At 67.6% G+C, this 11,839-nt stretch carries 14 protein-coding genes; 8 read left to right on the top strand and 6 right to left on the bottom strand.

Annotation, left to right across the window (positions count from 1 at the left end):
- The first annotated feature begins 87 nt into the window (after positions 1-87).
- Positions 88-1,110, top strand: coding sequence for a quinolinate synthase NadA (gene nadA, locus ASE83_RS08285; RefSeq protein WP_443024311.1), 1,023 nt, complete (start codon positions 88-90; stop codon positions 1,108-1,110).
- A 60-nt stretch (positions 1,111-1,170) separates the two neighbouring features.
- On the opposite strand, the gene ASE83_RS08290 is transcribed toward nadA, so the two are convergent.
- The 4 genes from ASE83_RS08290 to ASE83_RS08305 form a co-directional block, all read right to left on the bottom strand.
- Entirely contained in the window at positions 1,171-1,965 is a 795-nt protein-coding gene (locus ASE83_RS08290; RefSeq protein WP_055788108.1) for a hypothetical protein, read from the bottom strand.
- Positions 1,966-2,095: 130 nt separating this feature from the next.
- Positions 2,096-2,734, bottom strand: a complete 639-nt coding sequence (locus tag ASE83_RS08295; RefSeq protein ID WP_055788110.1) for a 2-dehydro-3-deoxy-6-phosphogalactonate aldolase — start codon at positions 2,732-2,734, stop codon at positions 2,096-2,098.
- Positions 2,731-3,600 carry a 2-dehydro-3-deoxygalactonokinase gene (locus ASE83_RS08300; RefSeq protein ID WP_055788114.1) on the bottom strand — a complete coding sequence of 290 codons (870 nt, stop codon included), beginning with the start codon at positions 3,598-3,600 and terminating at the stop codon, positions 2,731-2,733. Before ASE83_RS08300 ends, ASE83_RS08295 begins: the two co-directional genes overlap by 4 nt.
- The gene (locus ASE83_RS08305) at positions 3,591-5,171 is read right to left on the bottom strand and encodes a sodium/sugar symporter (RefSeq protein ID WP_055788117.1); all 1,581 of its coding nucleotides are present in this window, start codon (positions 5,169-5,171) and stop codon (positions 3,591-3,593) included. The genes ASE83_RS08300 and ASE83_RS08305 overlap by 10 nt, the downstream gene beginning before the upstream one ends.
- A gap of 102 nt (positions 5,172-5,273) precedes the next feature.
- On the opposite strand from ASE83_RS08305, the gene ASE83_RS08310 reads away from it, so the two are divergent.
- Positions 5,274-5,984 carry a FadR/GntR family transcriptional regulator gene (locus ASE83_RS08310; RefSeq protein WP_055788122.1) on the top strand — a complete coding sequence of 237 codons (711 nt, stop codon included), beginning with the start codon at positions 5,274-5,276 and terminating at the stop codon, positions 5,982-5,984.
- A 46-nt stretch (positions 5,985-6,030) separates the two neighbouring features.
- Here the strand turns inward: ASE83_RS08310 and fghA are convergent, their stop codons facing one another.
- Positions 6,031-6,879, bottom strand: coding sequence for an S-formylglutathione hydrolase (gene fghA, locus ASE83_RS08315; RefSeq protein ID WP_055788125.1), 849 nt, complete (start codon positions 6,877-6,879; stop codon positions 6,031-6,033).
- Positions 6,880-6,988: 109 nt separating this feature from the next.
- Here fghA and ASE83_RS08320 point away from each other — a divergent pair, with 109 nt between their 5' ends.
- Positions 6,989-7,537: a pseudouridine synthase gene (locus tag ASE83_RS08320; protein WP_055788128.1), complete on the top strand. Its 549-nt coding sequence runs from the start codon at positions 6,989-6,991 to the stop codon at positions 7,535-7,537.
- Positions 7,538-7,774: 237 nt separating this feature from the next.
- Here ASE83_RS08320 and ASE83_RS08325 read toward each other — a convergent pair whose 3' ends face one another.
- Complete coding sequence (locus tag ASE83_RS08325) at positions 7,775-9,205, bottom strand: sigma-54-dependent transcriptional regulator (protein ID WP_055788131.1); 1,431 nt, start codon at positions 9,203-9,205, stop codon at positions 7,775-7,777.
- A 187-nt stretch (positions 9,206-9,392) separates the two neighbouring features.
- Between ASE83_RS08325 and ASE83_RS18140 the strand changes: the two genes are divergently transcribed.
- The 5 genes from ASE83_RS18140 (at position 9,393) to ASE83_RS08345 (ending at position 11,837) form a co-directional block, all read left to right on the top strand.
- The gene (locus ASE83_RS18140; RefSeq protein ID WP_082443386.1) at positions 9,393-9,518 is read left to right on the top strand and encodes an aa3-type cytochrome c oxidase subunit IV; all 126 of its coding nucleotides are present in this window, start codon (positions 9,393-9,395) and stop codon (positions 9,516-9,518) included.
- Position 9,519: 1 nt separating this feature from the next.
- The gene (locus tag ASE83_RS08330) at positions 9,520-10,647 is read left to right on the top strand and encodes a Re/Si-specific NAD(P)(+) transhydrogenase subunit alpha (RefSeq protein WP_055788134.1); all 1,128 of its coding nucleotides are present in this window, start codon (positions 9,520-9,522) and stop codon (positions 10,645-10,647) included.
- Positions 10,648-10,661: 14 nt separating this feature from the next.
- A complete protein-coding gene (locus ASE83_RS08335) occupies positions 10,662-11,030 on the top strand; it encodes a PH domain-containing protein (RefSeq protein WP_055788137.1) in 369 nt (122 codons plus the stop codon).
- Positions 11,031-11,119: 89 nt separating this feature from the next.
- A complete protein-coding gene (locus ASE83_RS08340; protein WP_327196415.1) occupies positions 11,120-11,554 on the top strand; it encodes an endonuclease domain-containing protein in 435 nt (144 codons plus the stop codon).
- 4 nt (positions 11,555-11,558) lie between these two features.
- Positions 11,559-11,837, top strand: a complete 279-nt coding sequence (locus tag ASE83_RS08345; protein WP_055788140.1) for an NAD(P) transhydrogenase subunit alpha — start codon at positions 11,559-11,561, stop codon at positions 11,835-11,837.
- The last annotated feature ends 2 nt before the right edge of the window (positions 11,838-11,839 follow it).

The raw sequence follows: 11,839 nt of genomic DNA on the forward strand, positions 1-11,839 counted from the left end.
CGTATCGAAGGACCGCCACAAGGTGCTTCGATACGGGTCTTCGACTTCGCTCAGCCCCTACTCAGCACGAACGGATATGGGGATGGCATGGCCGCCATCCACAGGGAGACGATGATGAACGCGCGCACCGAATTGCCCACCGGCACCGACCTGCTGGCCGAAATCGACCGGCTGCGCCGTGAGCGCAACGCCGTCATCCTCGGCCATTATTACCAGCGGCCCGAGATTCAGGACCTGGCGGACTTCGTCGGCGACAGCCTCGACCTCAGCCGCAAGGCGGCGGCGACCGATGCCGATGTCATCGCGTTCTGCGGCGTGCGCTTCATGGCGGAAACGGCTAAGATTCTGTCGCCTGACAAGACGGTGATCCTGCCCGACATGGATGCCGGCTGTTCGCTGGAGGACAGCTGTCCGCCCGACCAGTTCGCCGCCTTCCGCGCGCAGCATCCGGATCACATCGCGCTCACCTATATCAACTGCTCGACCGAGGTGAAGGCGCTCAGCGACATCATCGTCACCTCGTCCTCGGCGGAAAAGATCCTGTCGCAACTGCCCGCCGACCAGAAGGTGATCTTCGGCCCCGACCGCAATCTGGGCGGGTATCTAATGCGCAAGACCGGGCGCGACATGCTGTTGTGGCCGGGGGTGTGCATCGTGCACGAGGCGTTCAGCGAGACCGAATTGCTGAAGCTCAAGGCGCAATATCCGGGCGCCCCGGTCGCGGCGCATCCCGAATGCCCGGCGATCATCCTCGACCATGCCAATTATGTCGGGTCGACCAGCGGCATCCTTGCCTATGCCGCCGATTTCCCCGGCGACACGCTGATCGTCGCGACCGAGCCGCACATCATCCACCAGATGGAAAAGGCGCTGCCGAACAAGAATTTCATCGGCGCACCGGGCGCGGACGGCAACTGTAACTGCAACATCTGCCCGTACATGGCGCTCAACACGCTGGAAAAGCTCTATATTGCCCTGCGCGACCTCAGCCCGCGTATCGAGATTGAGGAAGGGTTGCGGCTCAAGGCGAAGGTATCGCTCGACCGGATGCTGGCGATGGCTAGCGGGACGGTTGGCTTGGGCGACCTGGGACCGCTGCGCGCGAGCTAATTCACCTTACTCGTCACCCCGGACATGATCCGGGGTGACGGAGCGGATTTGCTTTTCTGGCTACCGCCCCAGCCAGTGCCGCACCCCGCCGCGCGACAGGCCGATAAACGTTCCGACGACCATCAGCAGCGCGGCGACAAGGACGGCGAGCGCCACCAGCGCCGCCACCTGTCCGCCCGCCGCCCAGATCGCGGCCAGCGCCCACAGAAACACCAGCGCATAGGGCGGGCAGCCGCGCGTCGCGATCAGCGCCGCCGCCGCGATCGCACCCGCGACGAACAGCAGCAGCGCGGCGATCAGCGGCGTCGCTGACCCGCCATCGACGCCATGGAAGCGCAGGGTCGCGGCGATGTTGACGATCGACGCGACCGTCAGCCAGCTGGTGAGCGCGGTCAGCGGCAGCGCGGCGCACCACCGCTCCCCGGCCGAAAATCCGTGCGGCCAAGCAGAAAAGGTCCGCAGGGTCGCGATCAGGCAGGCGAGCGTGAACAGGATGATGATCGCCGACGGGAAACTCAGCCCGAAGACCTGCGTATAGGCCGCCCATAGAGCGTTGCCGAAAAACGCCCCTGCAGCGGGCAGGCGCAACCGGGCCAGCAACGGATTGCCGCGTTGCCGGGGCAGGGCCTGGTACGCCGCGAACACCAATGTACCGGTGTAGAGCGCACCCCAGATCGCGAATGCCCAGCCGGCGGGCGTCACCAGCGTGCGCACCATGTTCGACTGTTCGCCGATGCTGCGACCGATACCGATGCCGGGCAGCAGCGGCGTCAGCAACTGCGAAATCGCGCACAGGATCGGGAGGGCGCGGGTCAGGGGCGAGGCGTCGCTGGTGCGAAGGGCGCGGGTCGGCATGTCCGGGGGAACTCGCCAGCCTGCGTTCGGTTGCCGGGAGCAACCGGTTGGCACCTTTCGGCGCGGCGGTTGACCCACCATTTTCGTCACTCCCGCGAAGGCGGGAGTCCATAGACACTGCGACCTTCTCCTAACCCTCCAGCGCGTTCCACGCGGCGACGAATGCCCGCGCGCGTTCGCCGACAGTCGCCGCGTCCATCTTCGGTACGTACAGCGCCGAGCCGAGGCCATAGCCCGCCGCTCCGGCCTTGTGCCAGTCGTCCAGCACCGACGGCACGATGCCGCCGACCGGCAGCATCCGCACGCCCAGCGGCAGGACGGCGCGCATCGCCTTCATCACGGCCGGGCTGGCGGCTTCGGCAGGGAACAGCTTCAGCGCGGCGGCACCGGCGTCCAGCGCGGCAAAGGCTTCGGTCGGGGTGGCGATGCCGGGCATCGCGACCAGCCCGCGCTCGGCCGCCGCCGAAATCACGGTGGTGTTGGCGTTGGGGGAGATGATGAGCGTGCCGCCCGCCGCCTCGACCTGTTCGACCTGTTCGACGGTCAGCACCGTGCCCGCGCCGACCACGGCATAGCCCTCCAGCCGCTTCGACAGGCGGGTGATGCTCTCATACGGATCGGGCGAGTTCAGCGGCACTTCGACGATGGTGAAGCCGGCGTCGAGCAGAGCGTCGCCGATCGCTTCGGCTTCGTGCGGTTGCACCCCGCGCAGGATCGCGACCAGCGGGCAGCGGGCAAAGGCGGCGTCGAACGATTCGCGGTGGGTCATGCGGACAGCTTTCGGATTTGGGTGATGCCGGCGATAAAGGCCACCTCGCACCCGCTGACAAGGGCGCGGCCGCCCAGTTCGTGGATGGCGGTGGCGTAGAGCGTGGCGAGATCGCCATCGGCGACGAGGTGGACGTCGCGCCCATCCCCGATCCGCGCGGCGACGTCGCTGCCGATCAGCACGCCGCTGGCATAGGACGCAGCATCCGTATCGTCGCGCAGGCCCAGTACATGGGCCGCGCGGATGCCGAACAGACTGGCGGCGAGGTCGCGTTTCGCCCCTTCGCGCACACCCTCTCGGAACGCATCGCCGGCGGCGACCGGCGCGGCGAGTTGCGGGGCGAGGACACCGTTCGCGCGCAGCAGCGCGAACAACTCCCCGGTCATCGCGGTGGTGAAGCCGGTGATGCGGTGGCCGGTCAGCTCGACCCATTTGCAATGGGTGCCCGGCTGGCACAGCAGCGCGTCCGCCGGCACCTGTCCGGCGAGCGCGGCGCCGAGCAACTGCACCTCCTCGCCGCGCATCACGTCGCCGTGGCTGCCTTGCGTGAACGACAGGCCGGGCACGATCGCGGTGCGGTCGTCGATCCACGTCAGCGCGGCGGCGATGTCGTGGATCCCCGCCGGCACCGCGATATAGGGGGCGACGCGCCAGCCGATGGTCGATCCGACCATGCCCGCCATCAGGACGGGCAGGTCGCCCAGCTCCGCCCGGATCGCCGCCAGTTCGGTCGGATAGGCATCGGCCGGCGTCGTCGAAACCCCCTGCGGGCTGCGCAGCGTCGCCGCGATCCGCCCGTCCTCGATCCGGTATGCGCGCCGATTGGTCGTGCCCCAGTCGAGGGCGATGAACGGGCTTACCACCATGTCGCGTACAGTGCGATCAGGATCAGGATGACGCCGACGCCGGCGATGTTGAAGCCGGTCGAGGTGCCGAAGCGCACGCCGTCCATGGTGATGCGATTGGCGTCACCGCGCCCCTTCATCGCCAGCGACAGCACGACCGCCAGCGCGAGGCTGAGCAGGAACACGATCCCCATCCGGTCCATGAACGGGATGCCGGGCGCGACGGTGCGAAGCAGCCACGACAGCAATACCGACGAAATCGCCGCGCCGATTGCCCCGGCTTCGGTCGCGCGCTTCCAGAACAGGCCCAACAGGAAGATGACGGTGATGCCCGGCGTGAAGAAGCCCGAGAATTCCTGGATGAACTGGAACGCCTGATCCGCGCCGCCCAGCAGCGGCCGGGCAGCGAGAATCGCGATAAGGATCGCGACGCTGGCGGCGATGCGACCGATGCGGACCAGCTTGCGTTCCTGCACGGCGTCCATCGCCCCGCTCTCGCTGGTGCGCTTGGCGTACAGGTCGAGGGTGAAGATGGTGGCGATCGAATTGATCTTCGACGCGGTCGACGCGATGATCGCGGCGATCAGCGCGGCGAAGACGAGGCCGAGCAGCCCCGAGGGCAGCAGCCGCATCATCGTGGGGTATGCTTCATCGGGCTTGGCGAGGTCGGGGGCCAGCACGACGGCGGCGATGCCCGGCACGACGATCACCAGCGGCATCAGCAGCTTGAGGAACGCGGCGAAGACGATGCCCTTCTGCGCCTCGGGCAGCGACTTGGCGGCCAGCGCGCGCTGGATGATATATTGGTTGAAGCCCCAATAGCTCAGATTCGCGATCCACATGCCGCCGATCAACACCGACAGGCCGGGCAGATCCTTGTAGAAGGGATTGTCGGCCGACAGGATCATGTCGAACTTTTCGGGCGCGCGCCGGGTCAGTTCGTGGAAGCCGCCAAGGACACCCGCGTCGCCGCCGATCTGCGACAAAGTGAGGTACGAGATAGTGAGGCCGCCGAACACCAGCAGCGTGACCTGCACGATGTCGGTCAGCGCCACCGCCTTCAGCCCGCCGCGGATCTGGTAGAGGAGCGCGAACAGGCCAAGGCCGACCAGCGCCACCGTCTGGTCCACGCCCGCGACCTGCGTCACCGCGATCGAGCCGAGCCAGATGATGCTGGTCAGGTTCACGAACACGTACAGCGCCAGCCAGAATACCGCCATCAGCGTGCGGATCGACGGGCCGTACCGCTGCTCGAGGAACTGCGGCATCGTGTAGATTTCGTTGCGCAGGAAGATCGGCAGGAAGAACTTGCCGACGATCAGCAGCGTCAGCGCCGCCATCCATTCATAAGACGCGATGGCGAGGCCGATGGCATAGCCCGATCCCGCCATGCCGACGATCTGTTCGGCCGAGATGTTGGCGGCGATCAGCGACGCGCCGATCGCCCACCATGGCAGCGACTTGGATGCCAGGAAATAATCGGAGCTGTCCTTTTCACGGCCCCCCTTGTCCCGGCTGACCCATTGGGCAAGGCCGAAGATGCCGATCGCATAGATTACGACCACGACCAGATCGATCGTCGACAACCGCATGGTAATTCCTCCCCGCCCACTGGCGCTTTGGCGAGGACAATTATACGACGAATAGCGACTGTCCAGCACGAAGCTGGTTGGGCGAGGGGAGAGAGGCGGATCATGGCGGCGCGGATGACCGGGATGCCCGGCGGCAATCTGACGCGGACGATGCTCGATACGCTCGGGCGTGCGATCGTCACCGGCGAATATGACGACCGTCCATTCCCGACCGAGGCGGAGATCGGCAAGGCGCACGGCATCAGCCGCTCGGTCACGCGCGAGGCAGTGAAGATGCTGACCGCCAAGGGCCTGGTCAGCGCGCGGCCGCGGCAGGGCACGGTGGTCCGTCCGGCATCGGCATGGAACCTGTTCGACCCCGACGTGCTGCACTGGCTGCTCGACCGGAAGTTCTCGGTCGAACTCCTGCGCCAGTTCAACCAGCTGCGTGTCGCGATCGAGCCGGAGGCGGCGGCGCTGGCGGCGGTCGCGGCCGACGACGACGACCTGGCGCGCATCGCCCAAGGGCTGGCGCGGATGGCGGCGGCGGACCGGGGCGAAGACGACACGCTCGACGCCGACATCGATTTCCACGTTGCGATCCTGCTGGCGGCGAAGAACCCGTTCTACGCCCAGTTCCGCGAAATGGTGACGACCGCGCTCAACACCTCGATCCGCTTCACCAACACCATCGTCGGCCGCTCGGCCAGCGTCGAACAGCATGGCGCGGTGGCAAAGGCCATCGCCGCGCGCGACCCGCACGCCGCCCGCGCCGCGATGCGCGCGCTAATCGGCGACGTGCTGGATTTGATCGAGGATCGCGGGGAGGGGTAACCCCTCCGATGATCGTCATTCCCGCGCAGGCGGGAATGACGAAGGGTTACTGATCCGCCTTCAACCGCGCGCCATGCCAGCGCACATGGTCGGCCATGAAGGTCGAGATGAAATGATAGCTGTGGTCGTACCCCGGCTGCATCCTGAGGGTACAGTCGATCCCGGCATCGGCACAGGCCTTGGCCAGCAGCTCCGGCCGCAATTGTTCGGCCAGGAAATTGTCCGCATCGCCCTGATCGATCAGCAATTCCGGCACCCGCGCGCCATCCTCGATCATCGCCACCGCATCTGCCCCGCGCCACGTCGACCGGTCGCTGCCCAGATAGCCGCCCAGCGCCTTCTCGCCCCACGCCACCTGCGATGGGGCGACGATCGGCGCGAAGGCGGAGACCGAGCGGAAACGGTCGGAATTGCGCAGCGCAATGGTCAACGCACCATGCCCGCCCATCGAATGGCCGCTGATCGACTGGCGGCCACAGTCGAGCATCGGAAACTCGGCGGTAATCAGCGCGGGCAGTTCATCCTCGATATAGGAGCGCATCCGATAGTGTTTCGCCCACGGCTCCTCGGTCGCATCGACATAGAAGCCCGCGCCCAGCCCGAAATCCCACGCACCCTCCGGGTCGTCCGGCACGCCCTCGCCCCGTGGCGAGGTGTCGGGCGCGATGAAGGCGATGCCCTGTTCGGCGCAGGCCGCGCGGAACTCGCCCTTGTCGGTCACATTGGCATGGGTGCAGGTCAGCCCGGAGAGATACCACAATACCGGCGCGCGCTGGCCCGGTTCCAGCGGCGGGACGAACACGGAAAAGGTCATGGTCGTGCCGGTGGCGGTCGATTCGTGGGCATAGACGCCCTGCGTGCCGCCATGGGCGCGGGCGGTCGAAACGGTCTTCATGGACGCTCTCCATTGATGGGCTGACCGGGCTATAGGCGAGGGACGGTTTGGCGGGATAGTCGGTTCCCTCCCCCTCGACAGCGCGAGGCGGATCGCCGACAGGACGGGCATGGCGCGGCTGATCCTCCTCAACAAACCGTACGGCGTGCTGTCGCAATTCACCGATCGCGGGACGGAGGGCGCACGCGCCACGCTGTCGGACCATGTCGCGGTCCCTGGCGTCTATCCCGCCGGGCGGCTGGACCGCGACAGCGAGGGGCTGTTGCTGCTGACCGACGATGGCCGCTTGCAGGCACGGATCGCCGATCCCCGGTTCAAACTGCCCAAGACCTACCTGGTGCAGGTGGAGGGCGCACCCGACGCCGACGCGCTCGACCGGTTGCGGCGGGGCGTCGTGCTGAACGACGGCCCGACCCGCCCGGCGGAGGTGTCGGCGATCGACCCGCCCGAATTATGGGAGCGGGTGCCGCCGGTGCGGTTTCGCAAGTCGGTCCCCGATCACTGGCTGTCGATCACTCTCCGCGAAGGCCGCAACCGGCAGGTGCGGCGGATGACGGCGGCGGTCGGCCTGCCGACGCTGCGGCTGGTGCGCTGGCGCATCGGGGGGTGGGACGTCGAGGGGCTGGCGCCTGGCGAGTGGCGCGAGGTGGTCGGGTAAGTCTCCCAATCCCACGACACGATCGTCATCCCAGCGAAGGCTGGGATCTCCCGGTTATGGCGCGCAGCAGGAGCCGCGAGAGGCCCCAGCCTTCGCTGGGGCGACGTTTTGGTGGGAAGGGATCAGAGGCCGAATCCCCGCCTGCGCGAGGATATGTCCTTTCGTGAATCGAAACCGCTCCCATCCGTCACCCCGGATCAAGTCCGGGGTGACGATGCCGAAGGGGCTACTTCCCCCTCACGCCGCGTTCTGGTCGATCCCCAGTTCGCCCAGCTTGCGGTACAGCGTCGATCGCCCGATCCCCAGCCGCCGGGCGACCTCGGTCATGCGCCCGCGATAATGACCGATGGCGAGGCGGATGACGTCGGCCTCGATCTCCTCCAGCGCGCGCAGGTTGCCGTCGGGGCGGAACAGGGTGACGCCGCCCGCGACATCGTGGCGACGGATCGGCAGCATGGGTTGCGGCGCGCCGCCCTCGGCGATCTGCGCGATTTCGGGGAAATCGGCACGGGTCAGCGCGTCGCCGTCGCACAGCACCGCCGCGCGGAACAGCGCGTTCTGCAACTGGCGGACATTGCCCGGCCAAGCAAAGGTGCCGAGCAGCGCGATCGCATCGTCGGTGATGCCCAGCGGGCGCAGCCCCGGCTGCTGCGCGATCCGCGCCATCAGGTGCCGCGCCAGTGCCGGAATGTCGCCGATCCGGTCGCGCAAGGGGGGGATGGTCACCTGCACGACGTTCAGGCGGTAATACAGGTCTTCGCGGAACCGCCCGGCCTCCACCTCCTGCGTCAGCGTCTTGTTGGTCGCGGCGACGACGCGGACGTCGACCTCGCGCGGATGACGCGCACCGACCGCGTGGACCTCGCCCGATTGCAGCACGCGCAGCAGCTTCACCTGCGTTTCGAACGGCATCTCGCCGATCTCATCGAGGAAGATGGTGCCGCCGTCCGCTTCCTGAAACCGGCCGATCTTGCGTTCGAACGCGCCGGTGAACGCACCCTTTTCATGGCCGAACAGCTCGCTTTCGACCAGATTGGCGGGAATCGCGCCGCAATTGACGCGCACCATCGGCTTGCGGGCGCGAGGGGACGCGGCGTGGATCGCCTCGGCCACCACTTCCTTGCCGACGCCGCTTTCGCCTTCGATCAGGACGGCCACGCGCGCGCGCGCCGCCTTGGCCGCGATGGCCAGCGCGGCGCGGAATTGCGGGGCGGAACCCACGATCTCGTCGAACGCCAGCGTCATCGACAGCTTTTCGGTCAGCGGGCGCAACTCGCCGCGCGTCGCGCCGCCGGCGGCGGCCTCCAGCGCGGTCAGCAGCCGTTCGGCGGCGATCGGCTTGACCAGGAAATCGCTCGCCCCCGCGCGCATCGCCGCCACCGCGCCCGCGACCGATTCATTGGCGGTCAGCAGCAGGATCGGCAGCGCCGGGCGGTTGCGGCGCAGCTCCGCGATCAGCGCGGTCGCATCGGCATCCGGCGACCAATGGTCGAGCAGTACCGCGTCCAGCGCCATCCCGTCGGGCGTACCGAGCATCGCCAGCGCAGCGTCCCCGTCGCGCGCGAACAGCGTGCGCCACCCGCGCCGCCCCGCGATCGCAGCGACCAGCCGCCGCTGTGCCGGTTCGTCGTCGATCACCATCAACAGCCTTTGCCCGTCGCGCGTCATATGCTGTCGTGTGTCCCTATCGTCCCGTAACGGTGCAACCATGCGCCATCGTTCGTAAAATTCGGCTTAAGCGGATCGCCGACTGCCGTTTTCGCGTCCGCATTGGCGACAAACCGCGCGGGGGTTGGCGCGCCGGTGCAGCCGCGCTACGCTTGCGTCCAAGAATAACGGATCGAGAGGACATCCGATGGCAGCCGAAGGCCACACGCCCGCCCATGCCGGGACGTACACCAGCTTCCTGCGCTGGTTCACCTGGGGCGCGGTGGTCTGTGCCGCGCTGGCCGCACTGGTCATCTATCTGATCGCAGGCTGACGTGAAGGTCGCGCTGCTCGCCGAACAGGCCGCCGGCGAACGCCGGGTCGCCGCGACACCCGAAACGGTGAAGAAGCTGATCGGCCTGGGGGCCGAGGTGGCGGTGGAAGCGGGGGCGGGGACCGGCGCGTCGATCGACGATGCCGCCTATGCTGCGGCTGGCGCGACGGTGGGTGATCGTGCGCAGGCGCTGGCCGATGCCGACATCCTGCTGGGCGTCGCCGCGCCCGCACCCGACAGCCTGGCCGGTGCGAAGCAGGGCGCGTGGCTGGTGGGGGCGCTCAACCCGTTCGGCGACCGGGCGCGGATCGGCGGCTATGCCGCGCTGGGGCTGGAGGCGCTGGCGATGGAATGGATGCCACGCATCACCCGTGCCCAGTCGATGGACATATTGTCGTCGCAGGCGAATCTGGCGGGGTATAAGGCGGTGCTGGACGCAGCGGCCGAATATGGCCGCGCCTTCCCGATGATGATGACGGCGGCCGGCACGATCAGCGCCGCGCGGGTGTTCGTAATGGGCGTCGGCGTCGCGGGGTTGCAGGCGATCGCGACCGCCCGGCGGTTGGGCGCGCAGGTCAGCGCGACCGATGTGCGTTCGGCGACGAAGGAACAGATTCAGTCGTTGGGCGCCAAGCCGATCTTCGTCGAGAAGGTCGCGGGGATCGAAGGTGAGGGCGCGGGCGGCTATGCCGGCGAGATGAGCGCGGAATATCAGGCGGCACAGGCCGAGCTGGTGTCCGCCCATATCGCTAAACAGGACATCGTGATCACGACGGCGCTGATTCCCGGTCGTCCCGCCCCGCGCCTCGTCACCGATGCGCAGGTCGCCTCGATGCGGCCGGGCAGCGTCATCGTCGACCTGGCCGTCGAACAGGGCGGCAATGTCGAAGGCGCGGTCGCGGGGGAAGTGGTCGAGCGGCACGGGGTGAAAATCGTCGGCCATCGCAACGTACCCGGTCGCCTCGCCGCCGACGCATCGGCACTGTTCGCGCGCAACCTCTACAATTTCCTGTCGGCCTATTGGGACAAGGATGCCGGGCGACCGGTGCTACCCGCCGACGACGAAGTGACGCAGGCGATCCGCCTGACGCAGCACGGGCAGGTCGTGAATCCGCGCCTGACCGCCTGACAAGAGGAGCATCCATGGGCCTGTTCAGCAGCCACGAGGTCGATCCGGCCGAAATTCACGAGAAATACGGCCATGCCCTGATCGCGGGGGAACAGGTGCTGGCGGCGTTCCGTTCGCTGCGCGACACCGCGTTCCTGACAAACCTGCGCTTCGTGCTGGTCGACGTACAGGGCATCACCGGCTCCAAGATCGCGTTCCGCAGTGTGCCCTATCGTTCGATCACCAGCTTTTCGGTGGAAAGCGCGGGCACGTTCGACCTCGACAGCGACCTGCACCTGTGGGTCACCGGACAGGCGACGCCGATGGTGCTGAAGGTCAGCCGCAACGCCGACCCCGCCGCGATCCAGCGGTTGCTGGCGGAACTGGTGCTGGCGAAACGGTGAGGGGGGCGCTGCACCCTGTCCTCCCCGGCACGGGGAGGGGGACCGGCGTAGCCGGTGGAGGGGGGCTTCCGCGCGAGGTGCGGCCAGAGGTGGCGATAGCCCGCCGCCTGCGCCGCGACCTGTCCCCGCCAGAAGCAATGCTGTGGCAGAAGCTGCGTGCCGGAAAAACGGGAGCGAAGTTTCGCCGTCAACATCCGGTCGGACCATATGTCGTCGACTTCTACTGCCGCGAAGCACGCCTGATCGTCGAGATCGATGGTGAGGCGCATGATCGGGCCGATCGTCCGGGGCGTGATGAAACCCGCCTGCGCTTCCTGCGCGAACAGGGCTACCGCATCGTTCGTGTTGCTGCCCGAAAGGTGATGGCGGACGTCGATGGTGTGGCCGACGCGATCGGTTCGCTCGCGGCACGCCCCCTCCACCAGCCTGCGGCTGGTCCCCCTCCCCGTACCGGGGAGGATATCGAGCCGCTCCGCCGGCGGTTCCCCTCCGCAGGCAGGCCTGCGGAGGACCTTGAAGGATAACCCGATGGACTTCCTCTCGATCCTGTCGATCTTCGTCCTCGCCTGCTTCGTCGGCTATTATGTCGTCTGGTCAGTGACGCCCGCGCTGCACACGCCGTTGATGGCGGTGACCAACGCCATCTCCTCCGTCATCATCGTCGGTGCGCTGATCGCCGCTGCCGCCGCCGGCGTGCCGGGAGCCAGGTGGCTGGGGCTGCTCGGCGTGGTGCTGGCCAGCATCAACATCTTCGGCGGGTTCGCCGTGACCGAGCGGATGCTCGCCATGTACAAGAAGAAGGGGTGAGG

It is taken from the genome of Sphingomonas sp. Leaf32 (genome assembly GCF_001421765.1).
Taxonomy (GTDB): Bacteria; Pseudomonadota; Alphaproteobacteria; order Sphingomonadales; family Sphingomonadaceae; genus Sphingomonas.

What these genes read in the sequence shown, in the direction of transcription:
- nadA (WP_443024311.1), top strand. Translation starts at nt 88, where the DNA reads ATGGCCGCCATCCACAGGGAGACGATGATGAACGCGCGCACCGAATTG.
- ASE83_RS08290 (WP_055788108.1), bottom strand. Translation starts at nt 1,965, where the DNA reads ATGCCGACCCGCGCCCTTCGCACCAGCGACGCCTCGCCCCTGACCCGC.
- ASE83_RS08295 (WP_055788110.1), bottom strand. Translation starts at nt 2,734, where the DNA reads ATGACCCACCGCGAATCGTTCGACGCCGCCTTTGCCCGCTGCCCGCTG.
- ASE83_RS08300 (WP_055788114.1), bottom strand. Translation starts at nt 3,600, where the DNA reads ATGGTGGTAAGCCCGTTCATCGCCCTCGACTGGGGCACGACCAATCGG.
- ASE83_RS08305 (WP_055788117.1), bottom strand. Translation starts at nt 5,171, where the DNA reads ATGCGGTTGTCGACGATCGATCTGGTCGTGGTCGTAATCTATGCGATC.
- ASE83_RS08310 (WP_055788122.1), top strand. Translation starts at nt 5,274, where the DNA reads ATGGCGGCGCGGATGACCGGGATGCCCGGCGGCAATCTGACGCGGACG.
- fghA (WP_055788125.1), bottom strand. Translation starts at nt 6,879, where the DNA reads ATGAAGACCGTTTCGACCGCCCGCGCCCATGGCGGCACGCAGGGCGTC.
- ASE83_RS08320 (WP_055788128.1), top strand. Translation starts at nt 6,989, where the DNA reads ATGGCGCGGCTGATCCTCCTCAACAAACCGTACGGCGTGCTGTCGCAA.
- ASE83_RS08325 (WP_055788131.1), bottom strand. Translation starts at nt 9,205, where the DNA reads ATGACGCGCGACGGGCAAAGGCTGTTGATGGTGATCGACGACGAACCG.
- ASE83_RS18140 (WP_082443386.1), top strand. Translation starts at nt 9,393, where the DNA reads ATGGCAGCCGAAGGCCACACGCCCGCCCATGCCGGGACGTACACCAGC.
- ASE83_RS08335 (WP_055788137.1), top strand. Translation starts at nt 10,662, where the DNA reads ATGGGCCTGTTCAGCAGCCACGAGGTCGATCCGGCCGAAATTCACGAG.
- ASE83_RS08345 (WP_055788140.1), top strand. Translation starts at nt 11,559, where the DNA reads ATGGACTTCCTCTCGATCCTGTCGATCTTCGTCCTCGCCTGCTTCGTC.